Genomic DNA, 18544 nt, shown 5'->3' with positions numbered 1-18544 from the left:
GACATCCCCATGTTGAACGACGCCGCGCCCGAGAAGGCGATCCCCGAGAAGCCGACCTACGCGCTCATAGGCGGACAAATGGCCATCGACCGATTGGTGGAGCGCTTCTACCACCTGATGGACACGCTGCCGGCGGCGCGCGACCTCCGGGCCATGCACGCGCCCGACCTGACCGAAACCAAGCGGGTGCTCAAGCTGTACCTGGCGCAGTGGACGGGCGGCCCGGCCGCCTATTCGGCCGAGCGGGGCCACCCGCGCCTTCGGGCGCGGCACATGGGCTTCAGCATCGGCACGGCGGAACGCGACGCTTGGCTGTTGTGCATGGGCCAGGCGCTGGATGACACGGTCGAGGACGCGCAGGTGCGCGCGGAAATACGGGGGGCGCTGGCGCCCCTGGCGGATTGGATGCGCAACCAGCCCGAAGGGTGAGGCGGCGCCGCGCCCGGCGATCAAGCCGGACGCGGCCACCCCCTGGAAGGCGATGGCTTTAGGCGGCGGCCCCCACCTTCAGGTTCTCGATCTCGGGCCGGGCCAACCGGAAAACACCCCGCCCGCCGGCGTAGGTCTGGTACTGGCCGGACGCCTTCAAGCTCAGCAGGTTGAACCAGGCCTGGGCCGTGACGCCGGCCGGCCGCTCCGCGATTTCCGTCACCGTGCCGTCCGGCGCGAAGCGGACATGGATCATCACCGTTTCGACTTGCATGTCATCCTCCGTTCAGAATCCCGAGCCGAAGCCCAGCAGTTCGACCTTGATGGCTTCGGTTCCCAGGACCTTGGCCTGGCAGGCCAGGCGTGACTTCGATCCCACCCCCACCATGCTGTCCAAACGCTCGTTCTCCTCCCGCGCGATGCGGGACAGGCCTTTGCGCCCCTCCTGCACGAAGACATGGCAGGTGCCACACGACGCGTTGCCATTGCACTTGTGGGTCAGTGTCTCGTCAGCCGCCAGGATGGCGGCCAGCAGGGTCATGCCTTCGGCGGCGTCTATGGTTTTGCCGGACGGCAGGATGGTGACCAGCGACATGGGGGATAGCTCCTGGAAGTCTTGTCGTGTGTGGGAAAAGAGAAGGGGTCAGTAGATCGCGGCCCCGGCGCCGACGTTGATGGACGCGTCCTTCATCGTCTCCACGATGTGGGCGATCCGGTCCTCGCCGAGGTGGGTGTGGAACGGCAAGGCGACCGCGCGGTCCGCGACCTTCTCCGTGACGAAGAAGTCACCGCGGCGGTAGCCCAGGTCGAAGTAGTGGCGTTGCAGATGCAGCGGCTGGCAAAAGGCGGCGGCCTCGACCTCCGCCAGGCGCAAATCCTCCACGATGGCATCGCGGCTGGAACGGGAGAAGCGGGTGCCCAGCTGCACCAGGTAGAGGAACCAGTTCACCTCGGTGACGTCCGGCCCGATATAGGGATCCTTGATGCCCTCGAAGGACTGGATGTACTTGAAATACAGGTGCTGCACGCCCCGGCGCTTCTCCAGGATCTCATCCAGGCGGCGCAGCTGCGCCAAGCCCAGGGCGGACGCCAGATCGCTCAAGGCCGCCTGATAGGGCGCCGTGCCGCCCACCACCACGGAGGTGCGTTCGGTCAGGCGGTGGCGGCACTGCCGGCGCAGGGCCATGGCGACGTCCGTGTTGTCGGTCACCACCATGCCGCCCTCGCCACAGCACAGCGCGCCGGGTTGGGAGAAATCGAACACGGCCGTGTCGCCGAAGGTGCCGACCAGGGCGTCGCGATAGCGGGATCCGATGGCCTCGGTGCTATCCTCGATCAGGATGAGGCCGTGTTCGGTCGCCAGGTCGCGCAGGGGCCCCCAGGCGGCCGGGTGGCCGTTGGTGTTGGCGGCCACGATGGCGCGCGTGTCGGGCGTGATGCGGGCGGCCACCTTGTCCGGCGCCAGCGTCCCCGCCCAATAGTCGATGTCCGCGAACACGGGCCGCGCACCCGACAGGCTGACGGCGTGTTGCGTCTCGCGGAAGCCATAGGGGGAAACGACGACCTCCTGCCCCGGACGGACGCCGTGGGCCCGCAACGCCATCAGCAGGCCCAGCGTGCCGCTGGCCACCGCCACGGCGTGGCGCCGGCCGAGATAAGCGGCGAACGCCTCCTCGAACGTCTCCGTCACCGCCCCGGCGGCCAGGGTGGGGGTGCGCAGCACCCGCTCCACCGCCGCCAGTTCCGCCGGCGTGATGTCGGGGTCGCTGAGGCGTATCAGTTCTCCCCCCTCAAGCGCCTCGATAGCCAGGGCGGTCATGATCCCACCCGCCGGGCCAGCAGGACGCCAGTGGCGGTGGCGGGCTCATCCGTCAGGCGCACGCAATGCCCGCTGCCGTCCAGCAAATGCACGTCGAAACCGCTGTAGCGACGGAAAGGATCCTCCGTCACGTCCGAGGAATCGCAGCGCGTCCAGGCCAGATGGGGCAGCCGGCGGCGCAGGGTGGCGAAGGCGTCCTCCGCCGGCGCGCCCAGGACGGCGTCCATCGTCCCCAAGTCATCCACGCTCACCGCCATGTCATCCCCCGTCATTGCCAGAACTGCCGGTCGGCATCCACGTTCAGCAGGTCCAGCAGATCGCCCAGCCGGCCGAAGACGCCGTGCGGATCCCAGGTGTCCCGGGCGTGGTCCTTGCGATAGAGCCGCCAGGCGCCCTGGCTGAACCGGATCAGCGCCACGTCGATGATCCCGCCGTCGCGATCCACGTTGCGGGAACAGCAGGGGCTTTCGACGCGATAGCCGCCCTGCACCGGCACGACGCTGGGCCGGACGTAGAGGTAGCGCTGGCGCGCCTGCAACGCGCGTTCGATGCGCTTGCGGTCCACATCGTTGGGATGCCCCGCCACGGAGGACTCTTGCGACGTCGCCATCATGCACATTGCCCCTCCTCTGGCTTTCTCATGACAACGGCATTTGATCGTGACCGCTCAAATGCCCCTCAGACGCCGGGCGCCAGCATCCGCTGGCCTGGCTTCTCCTCGATTTCCAGTCCGCCTCCGGCTCCCCGGAAATCTCCGGCGCCCGCCGTCGTGGGCTACGGCGGCACGAGCCACTGTCTCGTGCCGCTGGTATCAGACAGGAACGATCTCTTCCTCCAGGCAGCCGATCACCCGCTGGTCGGCGAATTCGACCAGGTAGACGGGCGTTCCGCTTTCCACATGGGCGCCGACCTGCACGATCTCCCCCATCGTGCCCGCCGGTTCCAGCAGGGCGTCGGCGGGCGCGTCGGGATAGGTGCCGTCGTTGACCAGGTCGATGACCGTGCGCATGCGCTGTCCCCACCGGTACAGGGGTTGACGGGGTTCGATCATGGCCGGCCACCGGCGGGCTGGCCTGGCACCGGCAGGGCGGTGGGCAGGGGCATGTCGTCCTCGTCGGCGACCGCCAGCACGGCCTCCAGTTCCTTGCGCTTCATACCCACGCGGTTGCCGCTGCCCAGGAATTCGACACCGTAGATGTAGAATTGCTGCAGGAAGGTGCCGATGCTGACGACGTAGCCCTCCTCCCCCTTCCTGGCCAGAATGTCGCCGATCTCCTTGCCGGCGTAGGTGCCGTCGTTGCGGACGGTCGCCGGGAGCGCACCTTTTCCCCGTAGGTGAAGGTCGGCGGATCGACGATCTCCACCACGTCGCTGTCGCGGACGATGTTGCTCATGACACAACCTCCAGCACGGGGGGCTCCAGCATCGGGGCCGTTGTTGGCGGCGACAGGCGCGAGGCCACCATTTCCCGCACCAGGATGTCCTCATCCCGGGCGAGGTCGGCGATCTCCGCCGCGGGCAGGCGGCTGGCGACCTCGAACCGCACGCGCCAGTCGGGATCGCGCTTCAGGCGGGCCAGCAGATCGCCCGGCAGGCGCTTGGACACCTCGTACCGCACATCGGCGTCGGCATCGGCCGCCATGCGGATCAGCCACTCGACCGGCGCGCGGACGGCGACCATGCGGCGCACCTCCGGCTCCTTGTCCTCGATCATGCGGGCCAGCAGGCCGGGGCCGACGCGGCGGGCCACCACCAGGCGCACGTAATAGTCGGGGTCCTGGACCATGGGGATCAGGTCGGCCTCGTCCAGCAGCGTGGCGACACGGATGCGCACCTCGCGGTGGGGATCGTCCCGCAGACGCCGGGCATAGCGCTTGGGCAACCGGCGCGCGGCATTCCAGCGCACCGTCTCCTCCGGGTCGTCCAGCATGGGCGGCAACAGGAAGACATCCGCATGCTTGGCGGCGATGGCCCGCACCTCGAAATGCGGGTGGCCGACGTAGGTGTCGGCCAAGGCCGGGTTCCAGGTGAAGAAGCGGTCGATGCGGCGGGCGTAACGGTCATTCACGCAAGCATGCTTCAGACGGCACCGCCCGGCGGCCAGCAGGTCGCCGTGCCCGCAGGCGCCGCACGAAACCGGCCGCCCCATCCAATCGATAGCCTCGTCGATGTCAGTCATGATCATCCTGCCCCATGCGCTGGATGACATTCAGCAGCACCTGGGCCCCGACCTTGTCGCTGGGATCCAGTTCCAGCAGCTTCAGGACGGCCGCCAGTCCCTCGTCCAGGCCACCCGTGCGCATCTGCAGGTAGGCGTAGCCCTTGAGGGTGAACAGGAAGAAGCGGGGCAACGGCGCGTCGAAGCGGCTGAAATCCGCGTCCGTGGCGACAACCTGGCGCCAGTCGGCGGGGAGTTTGTTGTCCTGTGCCGCCTTGGCCAGGCAGAGACGAGCGATATCCAGGGCGTCCTTCAGCCGGCCTTTGTAGAAATAGAAGCGGTAGAGGGCGATCAGGACGGCGGCATGCCCCGGGGCGGCCAGGCGCGCCTGGCGCAGATGGCGTTCCGCCACTTCATCCAGGTGATACGCCCGGGCGGCTGCGGACAGGTGGTGCGTCACCTCCGGCGGCAATCCGCCCCCCAGCACCGCGGCGGCCAGCCATTCGTCATCGGGGAGGGGCGCCGGCCCATCCCCCTCATCTGGCAATACCACGGCTGTTTCCCCTGCCCACATGGTCCCGCCCCACCCCCGGCTATTGCAGGCGCACGATCGGTGTCGGGGCCGTGGCGCAGGACGCGGCCCTGGGGTCGCGGAACACCAGGCCCGACTGCGCGGCGCCGTCCGCGAAATCGATGGTGACGCCATCCAGCAGCAGGCGGCTTTCCGCCGGCAGGAACAGCCGGACGTCATCGCGCTCCACCACCGCGTCACCCGGCTCCGGGCTCGCGCGCACGCTCATGTCGGCGGACAGGCCGGAGCAGCCGCCGGGGCTCAGCACCAGGCGGAAGCCGGCCTCCGGCCCGCCATCGGCGCGTAGCATGAAACGGATGAAACGGCTGGCCGCGGGTGTGATCGTGAAGGTCATCGCCATCCCCTCAGCTGGCCGCCTGATAGCGGGGATAGGCCGTGTCGATCACGCAGGTGTTGTCCACCGGGCAGACAGCGACACACTGCGGCACGTCGAAATAGCCGATGCATTCGGTGCATTTCTTCGGATTGATGACGAAGGTGCCACCCTTTTCCGAGATGGCCACGTTCGGGCACTCCGCCTCGCAGGCGGAGCAGCTGGTGCATTGCGACGCGATGATCTTGAAAGCCATGGCTGAAGGTACTCCCTTGCGGAAAGACCGGGGCCGGATGCGGCCGGCCCCGGCCATGCGGAACATGGGTCAGGCGGCCACCGTCAGGGCGCCCTGGCGGATGGCGGCGTCACCGCGCGGCGCGTGCGTGATCTCCCCGGCGGCGACCTTTTCCAGGTAGGCCTTGAACCAGGCGATGGCCGATTTCTCGATGAACTCATGGGCGTATTGGTCCACGGGCTCGATGCCCGCCTTCACCAGATCCGCCTTGGGACAGCCGCCGATCTTGGCGACGAAAACCGCGTGACAGTCGTTGATGGCGCGGATGACGGTCTGCAGGCTGTCCTCATCGCCGTAGCCGCCCTGGCAATAGAGGTCGACGCGCCGGTGGCCCACGAACTTGGCCCCGGTGGTGGACAGCTCGTACACCTGGAATTCCTTGGCGTGGCCGAAATGCTCGTTGATCAGGCCGGAACCCTTGGTGGCCACCGCCACCAGCAGGGTGACGTCGCTCTGCGCGCCGGCCAGCGTCGCCAGTTCCTCATGCTTGGCGGCGACCTTGGCCACGCGTTCCTCCTCCACCCGCGCCTGGTAGGCCTTGCGCCCGTCCAGATCGTAGGCGACCTCCATCTCCATGATCTTTTCGGTGGTGAACTCGGCGCTGCGGTCCTCGCCCAGCAGGCCCACGGCGTCGGCCCGGCACTGGCGGCAATGCCGCATCATGTTCATCTCGCCCTCGCAGGCGTCCTGCAGGGCCTTCAGCTCCTGGGCCGTGGGGCCGCGCTGCCCCGTCAGGCCGAAGACGGTGCCGTGCTCGGGGGCGGAGATCAGGGGCATGATGTTGTGCAGGAAGGCGCCGCGCGACTTCACCGCCCGGTTCACCTCCACCAGATGTTGGTCATTGACCCCGGGGATCATGACGGAGTTGACCTTGCACAGGATCCCCCGCTCGGTCAGCATCTCCAGGCCGCGCAGCTGGCGCTCGGTGAGTAGCCGCGCGCCCTCCACGCCCGTGTAGCGCTGGTGGTTCCAGAACACCCACGGATAGATTTTCGCCCCCACCTCGGGATCCACCATGTTGATGGTGATGGTGACGTGGTCGATGTTGTAGCGGGCGATGGTGTCGACGTAGTCCGGCAAGGCCAGGCCGTTGGTCGACAGGCACAGCTTGATGTCCGGCGCCGTCTCGGCGATCAACTCGAAGGTCTTGAACGTCTTGGCCGGGTTGGCCAGCGGATCGCCCGGCCCGGCGATGCCCAGCACCGTCATCTGCGGGATGGTGGAGGCGACGGCCAGCACCTTCCTCGCCGCCTGCTCCGGCGTCAGCCGCTCGCTCACCACGCCGGGGCGGGATTCGTTGGCGCAGTCGTACTTGCGATTGCAGTAGTTGCACTGGATGTTGCAGGCGGGCGCCACGGCCACATGCATGCGGGCGTAGTGGTGATGCGCCTCCTCGCTGTAGCAGGGATGGTTCTTCACCTTTTCCCAGATCTCCGTCGGCAGGTCGCCCTGGCCGGCGGCGGAGCCGCAGCTGGCCTTGCCGCTGCCACCCTGGGTACCGCAGCCCTTGTGCTCAGCCACCTGCTGCATCACGGCGTCGATGGTGACCAGACCGCCAGCGGCCCCGTCCTGCGGTGTCGATGCGTGCATGTCCGTTCCTCATGTTGGGGCCGGCGCCCAGGCGCGGCGATCGTGACTGGAAAGCTTGCTTTACACATTTTGACCAAAGCCACCTGAACCCGTCCCACACTTCAGCAAAGGCCGTGCCACCCCTCGATTTCCGGAAACCGGGCGGAAGCCGTGGGTTCGGCGCCCCTACCCGGACGTGCGGTTACCGACAAACCTCGCGGGGGATCGGACAAGGCGTCCGCTAACCGACAGCCCCGCACAGGATCCCGACCGCCCGCGCCAACGGCACGGCGACAGGCGTCAGGCCCTGGGCCGCGAAGAACTTGACCTCGTTCCGGGTCAGGTCCGCCGGTTCCACCACCACGTAGTGCCGATCGCCCGACCGCTTGGAAACCTGCCGGGCGTAAGTCCGCAACAACTGGTCGTGGAAGCGGCAACCGACGAACAGGAAGCCCCGGCCGCGCCGGCGTTCCTTCACGATGTCGGGAATGGGGGTCTGGATGTCGATCTCCGTCAGGACCTCGACATAGTCGGCGTCGGAAATCAGGAAATTGCGTACGGGGTCCACGCCGCCGTGCGGCTTGTACAACACCGTTTCCCACGTCTCCGCGGCGTCGCGCGCCGTCTCCCTCCCCCCGGCGTCGTAGAAGCGATACCAGCGGTCCTCGCCGATGCCGGCACGGGTGATGCCCTGCACTTCCCCCCAATTGGCGGTGGAGGCCGCCAGGGCGGCGCGCATGGCGCCATCATACCAGGTGTCGACGATCAGCGGCGCGCCAGAGGCCGCCAGGTGATGATGCAGGGCCGTGGGCGCCACCGGCGACCGGAACGCCTCCGCCATCAGGGCGGATACGGTGGAGCGGTGCCGGGTGCTTTCGATGTGCTGGGCCGCGGCCCAGGCGTTGCCTTTGGCGCGACGGGGCAGCGCCACCTTGGCCGCGAAGAAATCGGCCAGCGCCTCATGCGTGGTGGGCGCCGCCACCGGGGACAGGCGGGCCAGCGCCGGGCCCAGGTAGGGAACCAGGGCACCCGAACGCAACAGCCTGGCCAGATCGGCCAGCAGGCGTTCGGCCTCAAGTCCCTCCGATGCCGGGGGAATGGTTGCCAGGGCCGTCATCTCACTCGTCCTCCCCCCGCTTGCGGGCATTGACCGTCACCGGCAGACGCGTGTCGGCCGCCATCTCCGGCAAGTCCAGGACCCAGCCGTTGGCGATGCGGATCCAGCCACCCCACAGATCCTCGCGCTCGGCCTCCACCACCGGCTCCTCCAGGTCCTTCTTCGGCACATAGACGGAAAGGCCGATCTCAGGCGAATGGCGGATCATCACTTTCATCGGGACCGGTCCTTGTCACTGGAAGCGTGCCCCATCGTTTCAGCAAGGGCCGTGCCACGCGCGGAAGCGTTGGAAATCAACGTCTTCCCATGCGCCATCGCGTTGGAAACCCGACAAGGCCTGTCGCGTCCCCTACCGCCGATGGATGCTTTCCCCAGGGAAACGGCCCCTCACCGCGGCCCATGGCGTGGCATGAGGGGTGCAAGTCCCTTCTTGATCCGGCGGCCGCGCCGGGAACACTTCCCCGGACAGGAGGTCCTCATGCCCGACAGCGTCGCCTACACCGACAACCTGCTGAACCTGGCCGCCGTGATCTATCAGCCGGAGGATGACGTGGACACCCTGCTGGCCGATTTCGCCCTGGACCTGCGCGACCGCGGGCGGCGGGTGGGCGGCGTTGTCCAACGCAACCGCAAGGGCGAGTGCGGGCCGGTCAAGCTGATGGAGGTGTTGGACCTGCGCAGCGACCGCGTCATCCCCATCTGCCAGAACCTGGGCCCGGGATCGGCCGCCTGCCGCCTGGACACCGGCGGGCTGGCGGACGCGGCCCTGGCGGTCGCCCAGGCCGTCGCCGACCGGGTGGAACTGGTGATGGTCAACAAGTTCGGCAAGACGGAGGCCGAGGGCCGCGGCCTACGGGCGGAAATCGCCGCCGCCATCGATGCCGGCCTGCCCGTGCTGACCGCCGTGCCCTGGCGCTTTTACGACGCGTGGAAGGCCTTCACCGGCGGATACGGCACCACCCTGGTGTGCGACACCGGGGTGGTCACCACCTGGTGGGAGGATTGGGCCCGCCGTGCCGATTGGCGGCGGGGGAACGCGGTGCCCGCCGCGAACTGACAATGGGAAGGGCCGGTGCCAGCACCGGCCCCGACGCATCGGCGGCCCGCTTATTCCTTGCCAATGATCACGTCCGACGACTTGATGATGGCGGAAACGCTGTCGCCCACCTTCAGATCCAGATCGTCGACCAATTCATTCGTGATCGATGAAGTGATGACCCGACCGGCGGCGATCTCGATCTTCACATGGGCGGTGGTCGCCCCTTTGGTGACGGCCACGACCTTGCCGGCGATGACGTTGCGCGCGCTCAGCTTCATTCCTGTTTCATCCTCAAGTCATTGGTCCATCGGGACCGAAGGCACCCGCTCCTGGCCTTGGCGGGAATTCAGAACTTCTTCACCGGGATGTTGTGTTTGATCAGGGCGTAGCCCACCTGGCGCGGCGTCAGGTTCAGCAACCGGGCGGCCTTGGCCTGTACCCATCCCGCCGTCTCCATCGCCTGGATCAAACGTTCCCGTTCCGACAGGCCGTCGCCCTGCGCCGCCGCGCAGGTTCCCGCCTGCGGGCAGGTGGCCGCGGGGGCGCCCCCGTCCTCCAGCGCGGCGGCCGCCTCGGCCGGCGGCGGCTGGCGGGGCGGCAGGGGTGTGGGCGCCGACGGGCGGGACATGATCTTGAAGGCGCTGCCCGGCCCGATGGCCCCCTTCCACAGGGTGGAGGACAGGCATTCGTCGTGCCGGCAGGCGAAGTCGTCGGCGATGATCCCGGGTTCCCGCGACAGAGTGGCCGTCCGCCGCACGCAGTTCTCCAACTCGCGCACGTTGCCGGGGAAGTAGCAGCTTTCCAGGACGGAATAGGCCGACGCCGTCAGGCTCTTGCGGGTGCCGTGCTCCTCGTTGAAACGCTTCAGGAACTCGCAGGCCAGCAGGGTGATGTCTTCCCGGCGGTCGCGCACCGCCGGCAGGAAGATGGAAACCACGTTGATGCGGTAATAGAGGTCGGCGCGGAATTCGCCCCGCGCCACCGCCTCCTCCAGGTTCTTGTTGGTGGCGGCCACCAGCCGCACATCCACCTTCAGGGTGTTCGTTCCGCCGACACGCTCGAATTCCCCCTCCTGCAGCACGCGCAGCAGCTTGGCCTGGAAGGATGCCGAAATCTCCCCGATCTCATCCAGGAACAGCGTGCCGCGATGCGCCAGCTCGAACCGGCCCTTGCGCTGGCTCAGCGCGCCGGTGAACGCCCCCTTCTCATGGCCGAACAGCTCGGATTCCAGCATGCTTTCCGGCAGGGCGGCGCAGTTCAGCTTCACGAACGGGCCGGCTCGCCGGGGCGACAGGTCGTGCGTCGCCCGCGCGAACAGTTCCTTGCCGGTGCCGGATTCCCCCCGCAGCAGCACGGTGGAATGGCTGCGCGCCACGATCCTGATCTTCTCGATGACCGACCGGATGGCGGGGCTGTTGCCGACGATGCCCTGGGGCCGCGCCTCGCGTTCCGGCCGGGCGGTTTCCGACAATTCCTTTTCCAGCCGGCGCTGCGTGCTCATCAGCCGTTCGCGATCCCGGCCGATCAGGTCGTGCAGGCGCACCGTCTGGCCCACCAGGTTGGCGATCATGACCAGGAAGCGCACGTCCTCGTCCAAGCGGAAGGTCGCCCTGCCTTCCCAGATGCGGTCCAGCGTCAGGGTCCCGATGACGCGGTCCCTTTCCTTGATGGGGACGCCGATGAAGGACACGCGGGAGCCAGCCCCCCATTCCGTCGCCGACCAGTCGTCGAACAGAGGATTGTCGGCGACGTTTTCCACCACGACCGGCATCTGGGTCGTGACGATCTGGCCGATGGCCCGTTCGGGCAGCCGGTCGAAATGGCTCTTGGCGTTCTTTTCCGTCCAGCCCAGGCCCACCACCACCTGGGGCGAACCGTCGTCACCCAGCAGGGCGATGATGCCGTGATGCATTTCCAGGAAGCTGGAAAGCAGCGCCAGGACGTTGGACAGTGTCGTTTCCAGGCGGGCGGGCACCGCCAGGATCTTGGAAATCTCATAGACCCCGTGGAGCGCTATTTCCGCGCGGGAGGAGAATTCGCCGGCGCGCGACCGATCGGCCGCCAAGGGCGGCCGGGATGTCGCGGACGCATGAGAGGCAGAACCAGTCATAGGCATCGCACGAATCCTTTCGTGTCCCGAGGCCTGCCGATGCGGCGGCGCAGCCCCTGCCAACTGCCCGTCCAGTCAAGTACCTGCAAGCAAGCTTCGCAGGTGCAACACGAGACCGCAAGTGAATTCATAATATTCAAATCAGCAAAATACTATGTTCAGCCACCAAACTATTCTTTCGAAGCCCTCTGATTCACAAGGCCGTTATAGTCACCTGTATATCGCGTGGCTTGGCGAAGAAGGGGGACGAGGTGACCAGCGTGTCGGCACCCGCTTTCGCATACGCACCCGCGTTCTGGGCGGTGACGCCACCGGCCGCGGCGACGACCGGCCGGCCGTCCACGCGCCGGGGCAACCGGCGCACCAGCCGGTGCACCGCCTCGGGCGGAAACTTCTCCAGTTGGATGACATCGGCGTGCGCGGCGGCGGCGGCCAGAGCATCCTCCTCGCTGGTCACCTCCACCATGACCGCGCGCTCCGGCGCCGTCCGCTTCAGCCGGGCGATCGCCGCCGCCAAGTCATGCGGCGGATCGAAAAAGACCCGATGTTCGGGGAACAGCAGGATGGTGTCGGAAAGTCCCAGACGGTGAATGTCCCCACCCCCCGCCAGCACCGCCTTGCATGCCAGCTGGCGCGTGTAGGGAACGGATTTGCGGGTGCACAGCACCGCGATGCCCGGGTTGACCACCCGCGCGGCATCGACGATGGCGCGGGTCTCGCTGGCCAGGCCCGACGCCCACTCCATCAGGGTCTGGGCCACCTTCCACCCGGCGTGCAGGGCGGCTGCGGAACCGGTGGCCTCCAGCAGCACGGCATTCCCGCCGTAACGGCATCCGGCGGGTGCCCTGGCGGTCACCACGGCGCCCAGCCGGACCAGCAGGCGGGCGGCCTCGTCCACGCCGGACAGCACCATGTCCGCGCGGGCCTGGAAGCGCATGCGGCCCGGCCGATCACCGATGCCCAGGGCACGGGTGGTCAGGTCGCCGAAGCGCACATCCTCTTCCAGCAGCCGTTCGATGGCGTCCTCGGGGAGGTGCAGCGGGTCACCGACGCCCGCCTCGATGGCCATCAGCCGAACTTGAACAGCACGCCGAAGCCACCCCGGGGATAGTTCCACTCCACCTCCCCGGTCTTGGCGGTCAGCACGCGGCAGGTGCCGCATTCGACGCAACCATCCACCACCGCCTCCACCTGCCCCTTGTCGGTCAGGCTGTAGCAGCCGGCGGGACAGAGGTGGGTCAGCGCCAGCAGGGCCTTGGAAGGCTCGGCATGGGGTTTGATCCTGATGTGCGGGCGCCCCGCATCCACCAGGTAACGGTTCTGGAACAGGCGCTCCTCCACCTTGACGGGCGGGACGCCAGGGGCGCCCGCGCCCCCCTCAGTCGTGTTCATCATCGCCATGACCTCGCCAGCTTGAAGGCGTCTCCGATCAGGCCGGGTAGGCTCCGACCCTTGCGGAACGATTGGAAAATCTGCTTTTCCTTGGCCCGCTTATCGACACCGTCCACCCGGAACCATGTCTGCGCGGCGGCGCTGAGCAGCCTGGGATAGACGCCGAAGATCTGCTTGTTGCGGTGAAGGAAATTCGGGATGCGGCGGTATTTCTTCAAATCCTTCATGACGAAGGTCTCCTCCAGCCGGCGCTGGTATTCGGCCAGGTTGGCCTCTGTCGCCACCTCCCGCCGCCGCTTCAGCCACACCACCGTCTCCCCGGCGATGCGGCCCGTGGTCATGGCGAGGTTGGAGCCCTCGCGATGCACCGCGTTGACGAACTGCCCCGCGTCCCCCACCACGATCCAGCCGTCGCCGTACAGCTGGGGCATGGCGTTGTAACCGCCCTCGGGGATCAGGTGGGCGGCGTACTCCTTGCACTCCGAGCCCTCCAGCAGGGGCCGGACGCTGGGATGCCGCTTGAACGCCTCCAGCAGGCCGTACGGCGTGCGACCGCTTTCGGCGAAGTCGGACACGATGCAGCCGATGCCGATCGAGATGGATTCCTGGTTGGTGTAGATGAAGCCGGTGCCGGTCATGCCGTCGGTGATGGTGCCCATGGCCTCGATCACCACGCCCTCGTTGCCCGTCAGGTTGAAGCGGCTTTCAATCACCTCGCGCGGCAGGAAATGCATCTCCTTGACCGCCAGGGCCACCGTGTCCGGCTTCAGCTCCGGACGCAGGCCGGAGCGCTGTCCCACCAGGCCGTTCACGCCTTCGCCCAGGATGACGACGTCGGCGAAGGCCGTGCCGCCCTGGCGATCGGTGCGCACGCCGATCACCCGCCCCTGCGGATCGCGCAGCAGCTCCGTCACCGTCGTCTCGCACAGCAGGACGGCGCCGGCCTCGCGCACCTTGCCGCTGAACCACTTGTCGAACTGGGCGCGGATGATGGTGTAGCGGTTGGGCTTTTCCTCATTGAAGTCGTCGGACCGGTAATGCATGCCGACGTAGGAGGTGTCGTCCATGGTCCACAGGCGCTGCTCGATCACATGACGTTCCAGCGGCGCGTCCTCGCGGAAATCGGGGATGATCTTTTCCAGGGCGTCGGCGTACAGGATGGCCCCCTGCACGTTCTTGGACCCCGGATATTCCCCCCGCTCCAATTGCAGGACCTTCAGGCCTTCCTTGGCCATGGTGTAGGCCGCGGCGTTGCCGGAGGGACCGGCCCCCACCACGATGGCGTCGAACTTGTCCTTGATCATCACGGGGGCCTCCTTCAGCCGGCGAGGCGGTTGACCGACAGATGCGCCTGGAACGCCCGGGTCAAGGCCGGCAGCAGCTCAATCGCGTCCGCCACCACGCCCAGGTGGGCGAATTCGAAAATGGGGGCGTTGGGGTCGGTGTTGATGGCGACGATGGTATCCGCCCCCTCCACCCCCACGCGGTGCTGGATGGCGCCGGAGATGCCGGCGGCGATGTACAGCTTGGGCCGGATGGTCTTGCCCGTCTGGCCGATCTGGCGGTCCGCCGTGATCCAGCCCTTCTGCACCAGGGGGCGCGACCCGCCATAGTCGCCGCCCAGCACCTCGGCCAGCGCCCGGACCAGCTGGAAGTTCTCCGCCGAACGCAGGCCCAGGCCGCCGGCGACAACGATGTCGGCGTAGGCCAGCTGCGCCTTGTCGCTTTCGCGGTCGGCGATGAAGCGCAGCACCTTGGTGACCACGTCCTCCTCCGCCAGGTTCAGCGGGTGTTCGACGATACGGCCCCAGCGCCCCGGTTCCCGCGCCGGCATGGCCATGACGCGCGGGCGCACGGTGGCCATCTGCGGCCGGTAGTTCAGCGTCAGGATGGTGCACAACAGGGACCCGCCGAAGGTGGGCCGGGTGGCGGCCAGCGAGCCCTCGTCGTCGATGGCCAGTTCCGTGCAGTCGGCCGTCAGGCCCGTCTGCAACGTGGTGGCGACGGACCCCGCCAGATCACGCCCCAGGTTGGTGGCGCCCAGCAGCAGGATTTCCGGCTGGTGGGTGTTGACCAAATCGGTCATGGCCCGGGTGTAGGTCTCGTTGCGGTAATGGGCCAGGACGGGGTCCGTCACCGTGTAGACCAGGTCGGCGCCATGCTCGAACGCCGCGGCGGAGGTGGTGGCCGCCGTCAGGCTGTCCCCGGACAGGATGACACCCGCCAGTTCCACGCCGCGCTTGTCGGCCAGCTTGCGCCCCTCGCCCAACAGTTCGAGGGACACCGGGTGGACGATGCCGTGCTCGCATTCGACCACCACCCAGACATGGCGGTAGGCCTTGAAGTGTTCGGGCAGCTCGCGCTTGGTGCCCGCCCGGCCGGCGGCGGGGGCGGGCCTGGGTGGGGCGGCGTTGGGTGCGTCGGTCATCGTCTTGCTCTCCCTCGGGGCGGCCGGGCTCACTGGCCGGCGGCGAACCGCAACAGGTCCTCTTCCAGCATCGGCCGGGTCCGGAAAATCGTGGTCATGACCTCGACCGCCAGCTCGTCGGCGGAACGGTCGGCCGTGGGCACCTGCTGCACCTTTTCCGCCCGCGCCTGGGGGGCGAACACCTTCTTGACGATGGTGGGCGACCCTTTCAGGCCGCACCGCGCCAGCTCGGTGATGCCGGCATCCGCCGCGCTCCACCGCACCACCGGGGCACGAGCGGCGCGATAGGCGTCGTCCAGGCTGCCCCGGCGGATTTCGTTCACCCCTTCCAGCATGGTGATCAGCACCGGCATGCGGGTGGCCAGCACCTGCATGCCGCCCTCGGCCCGCCGTTCCACCGTGATGGTGCCGGCGGCCGGATCAAGGTCGGCGATGCGGGCGACATAGGTCAGCTGGTTCAGGCCCAAGCGCTTGGCGATGCCGGGCCCCACCTGGGCGGTGTCGCCGTCGATGGTCTGCTTGCCGGTGAAGACGATGGGCACCTCGCCGAACTCCCGCCCGATCTTGGCCAGCGCGGCGGCCAGGGCGAAGCTGGTGGCCAGCGTGTCGGACCCGGCGAACGCCCGGTCGGTCAGCAGCACGGCGCGGTCGGCGCCGAAGGTCAGCGCCTTGCGCAGCGACTCCTCCGCCATGACCGGGCCCATGGTCAGGACCGTCACCTCGCCCCCCAGCCGGTCGCGCAGGCGCAAGGCCTCTTCCAGCGCGAACAGGTCATAGGGATTGATGATGGTGGGCACCCCCTGGCGCATGATGGTGTTGGTAACGGGATGGACGCGGATCTGCGCGCTGTCCGGTACCTGCTTCATGCAGACGACGATGTGCATCACGGGGGTCCTTTCCCTTGACCGTTACGTCCATTGGTTGGCAAGGGCCGTGCCAACTGGGAAGAAGCATCTAAGCCATTGGAATTTCTAGGGAACCCATCGCGGCGGGTTTGGCGGCCCCGCCATTTTGTCGGATAGGCGACAGGCCTGTGTCGTCTCTCCGCCCCAATCGGCCTACGTCCCCTTCGCCGGTTCCAGCGCCGCCAGCGGCACGAAGGGCTTGGGCGCCGGTTGCTTGGGCGCCACGGCGTCGCGATGCACCTTGAACAGGCGTTCCGCGATGGGGGTGGAGGCCACGAAATCCTGGTAGGCCTGCTCCAGATGGCTCCGGCACAGCATCCGGATGTCAGCCTCATCCAGGCCGGTGAAGGCATCCTCGGCCTCGCTGCCGCGCAGGTACTGGCCCATGCGGCGCAGGATGTGCAACCGCGCCACGCCGACGACGGCGGCATCGTACGGCACCTCCAGGAACACGAAGAAATCCTCGGCCGATGACAGCCGCGACAGCTCATCCAACACGCCCATGGTCCCTGTCCTCAGGTTCGGGTTCGTATGAAAGCCGGCCCTGGGTGTGGGCCAGGCGCACCTCCAGGAAGGCGATGCGGTCCAGCATCAGGGTCAACGCCTCGCCCACCGGATCGGGGATCAGGTGATGGTCCAGGTTTATGCGCCCGCCGGGGCGGCCGGCGGCACCCCGGCGGGCGCGCGGGGCGCGCACCAGCCGGCCGGGAATGCCGACCACGGTCATCTCCGGCGGCACATCCTCCACCACCACGGAATTGGCGCCGATGCGGGCCCCCGCGCCCACGCGGATGGGCCCCAGCACCTTGGCCCCCGCGCCGATCAGCACGCCCGACCCGATGGTGGGGTGACGCTTGCCCGGCGACCAGCTGGTGCCCCCCAGGGTGACGCCGTGATAAAGGGTCACGTCGTCACCCACCTCCGCCGTCTCGCCGATCACCACGCCGGCGCCGTGGTCGATGAAGAAGCGCCGGCCGATACGGGCGCCCGGGTGGATGTCCACATTGGTCACCAGCCGCGCGAACCAGGACAGCAGGCGGGCCGGAAACCGCAGGCCCCGCCGCCACAGCCGGTGCGCCACCCGGTGATGGATGACGGCGTGCAGCCCCGGATAGGTCAGGACGATTTCCAGGCCGTGGCGGGCGGCGGGATCACGCGCCTTCACACAGGCGACGTCCTCGGCCACCAGGCGCCACAGTCCGTTGCCACGTGTCATGACACCCCCCTCCCGCTGGCCGGCTCAATCGCCGGCGGCCTCATAGAACTTCAGCAACTCGCCCTCGTTGATGGGGCGCTTCCACGCCACGGCGCAGTTGCGCACCTCATCCAGCACGCGGCGGGCGCGAGCCTCGTCGGGCGACAGGCCCAGCGCCGCGAGGGCGTTGTTGATGGCCGCCATGCCCGAATGCTTGCCCAGCACGATGGACCGGACACGGCCGAACCAGGCGGGGTCGATCGCCTCATAGCTTTCCGGGTCGCGCAGCAGGCCGGAAACATGGATGCCGGATTCATGGGCGAATACGGCGGAACCGACGATGGACTTGGCCACCGGAATGGGACGGCCGGCGGCGGCGGCCACCAGTTCGGCCAGGCCCGTCAGCTGTGTCAGATCCACGCCCGTGCGCCGTCCGGCAATGGGGCCCAGGGCCGCCACCACCTCTTCCAGCGCGGCGTTGCCCGCCCGCTCCCCCAGGCCCAGGACGCAGACGCTGGCGTGCGTGGCGCCACCGCGCACCGCCGCCAGCGTGTTGGCCGTGGCCAGGCCCAGATCGTCGTGGCCGTGGAATTCCAGCTCCAGGTCCGTCTCGGCGCACAGCTGGCGGAAAATCTCATGCGTGCGGAAGGGGTCGAGGATGCCCACCGTGTCGGCGAAACGGAAGCGGTGGGCGCCCGCCTCCTCCACCGCCGCGACGACGCGCAGCAGGAAGTCCATGTCGGCCCGGCTGGAATCCTCGCCGCCCACGGCCACCGCCAGGCCGCGGTCGCGGGCGTAGGACACCACCCGCCGGATACGGGGAATGATGTCCTGCCGGCTGACCTGCAGCTTCACCCGGATCTGACGGTCGGAGACGGGGACGGACAGGTTGACCCGCTTCAGCCCGGTGCGCAGGGCCGCGTCCACGTCGGCCTCGGTCATGCGGCACCAGGCGATGGCGGCGGCCTGGCCCAGGGCGGCGCCGACCTCGGCCATGGCGTCGATCTCGGCCGGACCCATGGCGGGGATGCCGGCCTCGATCTCGTCCACGCCGGCGGCCTCAAGCTTGTGGGCGATGGCCACTTTCTCCGCCACGGTGAAGGCGACGCCGGGCGCCTGTTCGCCATCGCGCAACGTGCTGTCATTGATGACGATGGGCGGGGCCTTGAGCATGTCGCGTCTC

26 protein-coding genes are annotated in these 18544 nt (G+C 68.1%); 2 read left to right on the top strand and 24 right to left on the bottom strand.

Features of this window, described 5'->3' with window-relative positions; translation table 11 throughout:
• Nucleotides 1–9 precede the first annotated feature (9 nt).
• Entirely contained in the window at nt 10–429 is a 420-nt protein-coding gene (locus UAA55_RS21450) for a group II truncated hemoglobin (protein ID WP_322955242.1), read from the top strand.
• Between the two features lie 58 nt (nt 430–487).
• On the opposite strand, the gene UAA55_RS21445 is transcribed toward UAA55_RS21450, so the two are convergent.
• The 14 genes from UAA55_RS21445 to nifT form a co-directional block, all read right to left on the bottom strand.
• On the bottom strand, nt 488–703 hold the full coding sequence (locus UAA55_RS21445) for a hypothetical protein (protein ID WP_322955240.1): 216 nt from the start codon (nt 701–703) through the stop codon (nt 488–490).
• Nucleotides 704–715: 12 nt separating this feature from the next.
• Nucleotides 716–1024 (bottom strand): 2Fe-2S iron-sulfur cluster-binding protein, encoded by a 309-nt coding sequence (locus tag UAA55_RS21440; protein ID WP_322955238.1) that lies wholly within the window; start codon nt 1022–1024, stop codon nt 716–718.
• A gap of 48 nt (nt 1025–1072) precedes the next feature.
• Nucleotides 1073–2248 (bottom strand): DegT/DnrJ/EryC1/StrS family aminotransferase, encoded by a 1176-nt coding sequence (locus UAA55_RS21435; RefSeq protein ID WP_322955237.1) that lies wholly within the window; start codon nt 2246–2248, stop codon nt 1073–1075.
• On the bottom strand, nt 2245–2520 hold the full coding sequence (locus UAA55_RS21430; RefSeq protein WP_322955236.1) for a hypothetical protein: 276 nt from the start codon (nt 2518–2520) through the stop codon (nt 2245–2247). The genes UAA55_RS21435 and UAA55_RS21430 overlap by 4 nt, the downstream gene beginning before the upstream one ends.
• Nucleotides 2517–2861 (bottom strand): DUF3024 domain-containing protein, encoded by a 345-nt coding sequence (locus UAA55_RS21425; protein WP_322955234.1) that lies wholly within the window; start codon nt 2859–2861, stop codon nt 2517–2519. The genes UAA55_RS21430 and UAA55_RS21425 overlap by 4 nt, the downstream gene beginning before the upstream one ends.
• Nucleotides 2862–3059: 198 nt before the next feature.
• On the bottom strand, nt 3060–3299 hold the full coding sequence (locus tag UAA55_RS21420; protein ID WP_322955232.1) for a nitrogen fixation protein NifZ: 240 nt from the start codon (nt 3297–3299) through the stop codon (nt 3060–3062).
• The gene (locus UAA55_RS21415; protein WP_322955230.1) at nt 3296–3649 is read right to left on the bottom strand and encodes a nitrogen fixation protein NifZ; all 354 of its coding nucleotides are present in this window, start codon (nt 3647–3649) and stop codon (nt 3296–3298) included. The genes UAA55_RS21420 and UAA55_RS21415 overlap by 4 nt, the downstream gene beginning before the upstream one ends.
• Nucleotides 3639–4427, bottom strand: coding sequence for a 4Fe4S-binding leucine-rich repeat protein (locus tag UAA55_RS21410; RefSeq protein WP_322955229.1), 789 nt, complete (start codon nt 4425–4427; stop codon nt 3639–3641). The genes UAA55_RS21415 and UAA55_RS21410 overlap by 11 nt, the downstream gene beginning before the upstream one ends.
• Nucleotides 4420–4959, bottom strand: a complete 540-nt coding sequence (locus UAA55_RS21405) for a hypothetical protein (RefSeq protein ID WP_322955228.1) — start codon at nt 4957–4959, stop codon at nt 4420–4422. The genes UAA55_RS21410 and UAA55_RS21405 overlap by 8 nt, the downstream gene beginning before the upstream one ends.
• A 40-nt stretch (nt 4960–4999) precedes the next feature.
• On the bottom strand, nt 5000–5332 hold the full coding sequence (locus UAA55_RS21400; RefSeq protein WP_322955226.1) for a HesB/IscA family protein: 333 nt from the start codon (nt 5330–5332) through the stop codon (nt 5000–5002).
• Nucleotides 5333–5342: 10 nt separating this feature from the next.
• Nucleotides 5343–5567 (bottom strand): 4Fe-4S binding protein, encoded by a 225-nt coding sequence (locus tag UAA55_RS21395; RefSeq protein WP_322955224.1) that lies wholly within the window; start codon nt 5565–5567, stop codon nt 5343–5345.
• Between the two features lie 69 nt (nt 5568–5636).
• Nucleotides 5637–7196, bottom strand: coding sequence for a nitrogenase cofactor biosynthesis protein NifB (gene nifB / locus UAA55_RS21390; RefSeq protein ID WP_322955222.1), 1560 nt, complete (start codon nt 7194–7196; stop codon nt 5637–5639).
• 220 nt (nt 7197–7416) lie between these two features.
• Nucleotides 7417–8292, bottom strand: a complete 876-nt coding sequence (locus UAA55_RS21385) for an SIR2 family NAD-dependent protein deacylase (protein ID WP_322955220.1) — start codon at nt 8290–8292, stop codon at nt 7417–7419.
• Nucleotide 8293: 1 nt separating this feature from the next.
• The gene (gene nifT, locus UAA55_RS21380) at nt 8294–8509 is read right to left on the bottom strand and encodes a putative nitrogen fixation protein NifT (RefSeq protein ID WP_322955217.1); all 216 of its coding nucleotides are present in this window, start codon (nt 8507–8509) and stop codon (nt 8294–8296) included.
• A gap of 261 nt (nt 8510–8770) precedes the next feature.
• On the opposite strand from nifT, the gene UAA55_RS21375 reads away from it, so the two are divergent.
• On the top strand, nt 8771–9349 hold the full coding sequence (locus UAA55_RS21375; RefSeq protein ID WP_322955215.1) for a DUF2478 domain-containing protein: 579 nt from the start codon (nt 8771–8773) through the stop codon (nt 9347–9349).
• 50 nt (nt 9350–9399) lie between these two features.
• Here UAA55_RS21375 and UAA55_RS21370 read toward each other — a convergent pair whose 3' ends face one another.
• The 10 genes from UAA55_RS21370 to nifV form a co-directional block, all read right to left on the bottom strand.
• Complete coding sequence (locus UAA55_RS21370; protein ID WP_322955213.1) at nt 9400–9609, bottom strand: TOBE domain-containing protein; 210 nt, start codon at nt 9607–9609, stop codon at nt 9400–9402.
• Between the two features lie 68 nt (nt 9610–9677).
• On the bottom strand, nt 9678–11396 hold the full coding sequence (gene nifA / locus UAA55_RS21365) for a nif-specific transcriptional activator NifA (RefSeq protein WP_322955211.1): 1719 nt from the start codon (nt 11394–11396) through the stop codon (nt 9678–9680).
• A gap of 238 nt (nt 11397–11634) precedes the next feature.
• Nucleotides 11635–12510 carry a ModD protein gene (gene modD / locus UAA55_RS21360; RefSeq protein ID WP_322955210.1) on the bottom strand — a complete coding sequence of 292 codons (876 nt, stop codon included), beginning with the start codon at nt 12508–12510 and terminating at the stop codon, nt 11635–11637.
• Entirely contained in the window at nt 12510–12836 is a 327-nt protein-coding gene (locus tag UAA55_RS21355) for a ferredoxin family protein (RefSeq protein ID WP_416235218.1), read from the bottom strand. The genes modD and UAA55_RS21355 overlap by 1 nt, the downstream gene beginning before the upstream one ends.
• The gene (locus tag UAA55_RS21350) at nt 12833–14137 is read right to left on the bottom strand and encodes an FAD-dependent oxidoreductase (protein WP_322955208.1); all 1305 of its coding nucleotides are present in this window, start codon (nt 14135–14137) and stop codon (nt 12833–12835) included. Before UAA55_RS21350 ends, UAA55_RS21355 begins: the two co-directional genes overlap by 4 nt.
• A 14-nt stretch (nt 14138–14151) precedes the next feature.
• Nucleotides 14152–15261 (bottom strand): electron transfer flavoprotein subunit alpha/FixB family protein, encoded by a 1110-nt coding sequence (locus tag UAA55_RS21345; RefSeq protein ID WP_322955206.1) that lies wholly within the window; start codon nt 15259–15261, stop codon nt 14152–14154.
• 29 nt (nt 15262–15290) lie between these two features.
• Nucleotides 15291–16145: an electron transfer flavoprotein subunit beta/FixA family protein gene (locus UAA55_RS21340; RefSeq protein WP_322957738.1), complete on the bottom strand. Its 855-nt coding sequence runs from the start codon at nt 16143–16145 to the stop codon at nt 15291–15293.
• A 174-nt stretch (nt 16146–16319) separates the two neighbouring features.
• The gene (gene nifW, locus UAA55_RS21335; RefSeq protein WP_322955204.1) at nt 16320–16670 is read right to left on the bottom strand and encodes a nitrogenase stabilizing/protective protein NifW; all 351 of its coding nucleotides are present in this window, start codon (nt 16668–16670) and stop codon (nt 16320–16322) included.
• Entirely contained in the window at nt 16654–17382 is a 729-nt protein-coding gene (gene cysE, locus UAA55_RS21330) for a serine O-acetyltransferase (RefSeq protein WP_322955202.1), read from the bottom strand. The genes nifW and cysE overlap by 17 nt, the downstream gene beginning before the upstream one ends.
• Before the next feature lie 24 nt (nt 17383–17406).
• The gene (gene nifV / locus UAA55_RS21325) at nt 17407–18534 is read right to left on the bottom strand and encodes a homocitrate synthase (RefSeq protein WP_322955200.1); all 1128 of its coding nucleotides are present in this window, start codon (nt 18532–18534) and stop codon (nt 17407–17409) included.
• Nucleotides 18535–18544 lie beyond the last annotated feature (10 nt).

Origin of the sequence: Nitrospirillum guanabarense (assembly GCF_034653355.1) — a bacterium.
GTDB lineage: Bacteria > Pseudomonadota > Alphaproteobacteria > Azospirillales > Azospirillaceae > Nitrospirillum.
The sequence above is the reverse complement of the archived record's forward strand: the minus strand, read 5'-3'. Positions and strand labels throughout refer to the sequence as shown.

Excerpts from the sequence above, each read along its gene's own strand:
- UAA55_RS21450 (WP_322955242.1), top strand. The coding sequence starts at position 10 with ATGTTGAACGACGCCGCGCCCGAGAAGGCGATCCCCGAGAAGCCGACC.
- UAA55_RS21445 (WP_322955240.1), bottom strand. The coding sequence starts at position 703 with ATGCAAGTCGAAACGGTGATGATCCATGTCCGCTTCGCGCCGGACGGC.
- UAA55_RS21440 (WP_322955238.1), bottom strand. The coding sequence starts at position 1,024 with ATGTCGCTGGTCACCATCCTGCCGTCCGGCAAAACCATAGACGCCGCC.
- UAA55_RS21435 (WP_322955237.1), bottom strand. The coding sequence starts at position 2,248 with ATGACCGCCCTGGCTATCGAGGCGCTTGAGGGGGGAGAACTGATACGC.
- UAA55_RS21430 (WP_322955236.1), bottom strand. The coding sequence starts at position 2,520 with ATGACGGGGGATGACATGGCGGTGAGCGTGGATGACTTGGGGACGATG.
- UAA55_RS21425 (WP_322955234.1), bottom strand. The coding sequence starts at position 2,861 with ATGATGGCGACGTCGCAAGAGTCCTCCGTGGCGGGGCATCCCAACGAT.
- UAA55_RS21420 (WP_322955232.1), bottom strand. The coding sequence starts at position 3,299 with ATGATCGAACCCCGTCAACCCCTGTACCGGTGGGGACAGCGCATGCGC.
- UAA55_RS21410 (WP_322955229.1), bottom strand. The coding sequence starts at position 4,427 with ATGACTGACATCGACGAGGCTATCGATTGGATGGGGCGGCCGGTTTCG.
- UAA55_RS21400 (WP_322955226.1), bottom strand. The coding sequence starts at position 5,332 with ATGACCTTCACGATCACACCCGCGGCCAGCCGTTTCATCCGTTTCATG.
- UAA55_RS21395 (WP_322955224.1), bottom strand. The coding sequence starts at position 5,567 with ATGGCTTTCAAGATCATCGCGTCGCAATGCACCAGCTGCTCCGCCTGC.
- nifB (WP_322955222.1), bottom strand. The coding sequence starts at position 7,196 with ATGCACGCATCGACACCGCAGGACGGGGCCGCTGGCGGTCTGGTCACC.
- UAA55_RS21385 (WP_322955220.1), bottom strand. The coding sequence starts at position 8,292 with ATGACGGCCCTGGCAACCATTCCCCCGGCATCGGAGGGACTTGAGGCC.
- nifT (WP_322955217.1), bottom strand. The coding sequence starts at position 8,509 with ATGAAAGTGATGATCCGCCATTCGCCTGAGATCGGCCTTTCCGTCTAT.
- UAA55_RS21375 (WP_322955215.1), top strand. The coding sequence starts at position 8,771 with ATGCCCGACAGCGTCGCCTACACCGACAACCTGCTGAACCTGGCCGCC.
- UAA55_RS21370 (WP_322955213.1), bottom strand. The coding sequence starts at position 9,609 with ATGAAGCTGAGCGCGCGCAACGTCATCGCCGGCAAGGTCGTGGCCGTC.
- modD (WP_322955210.1), bottom strand. The coding sequence starts at position 12,510 with ATGGCCATCGAGGCGGGCGTCGGTGACCCGCTGCACCTCCCCGAGGAC.
- UAA55_RS21355 (WP_416235218.1), bottom strand. The coding sequence starts at position 12,836 with ATGATGAACACGACTGAGGGGGGCGCGGGCGCCCCTGGCGTCCCGCCC.
- UAA55_RS21350 (WP_322955208.1), bottom strand. The coding sequence starts at position 14,137 with ATGATCAAGGACAAGTTCGACGCCATCGTGGTGGGGGCCGGTCCCTCC.
- UAA55_RS21345 (WP_322955206.1), bottom strand. The coding sequence starts at position 15,261 with ATGACCGACGCACCCAACGCCGCCCCACCCAGGCCCGCCCCCGCCGCC.
- UAA55_RS21340 (WP_322957738.1), bottom strand. The coding sequence starts at position 16,145 with ATGCACATCGTCGTCTGCATGAAGCAGGTACCGGACAGCGCGCAGATC.
- nifW (WP_322955204.1), bottom strand. The coding sequence starts at position 16,670 with ATGGGCGTGTTGGATGAGCTGTCGCGGCTGTCATCGGCCGAGGATTTC.
- cysE (WP_322955202.1), bottom strand. The coding sequence starts at position 17,382 with ATGACACGTGGCAACGGACTGTGGCGCCTGGTGGCCGAGGACGTCGCC.
- nifV (WP_322955200.1), bottom strand. The coding sequence starts at position 18,534 with ATGCTCAAGGCCCCGCCCATCGTCATCAATGACAGCACGTTGCGCGAT.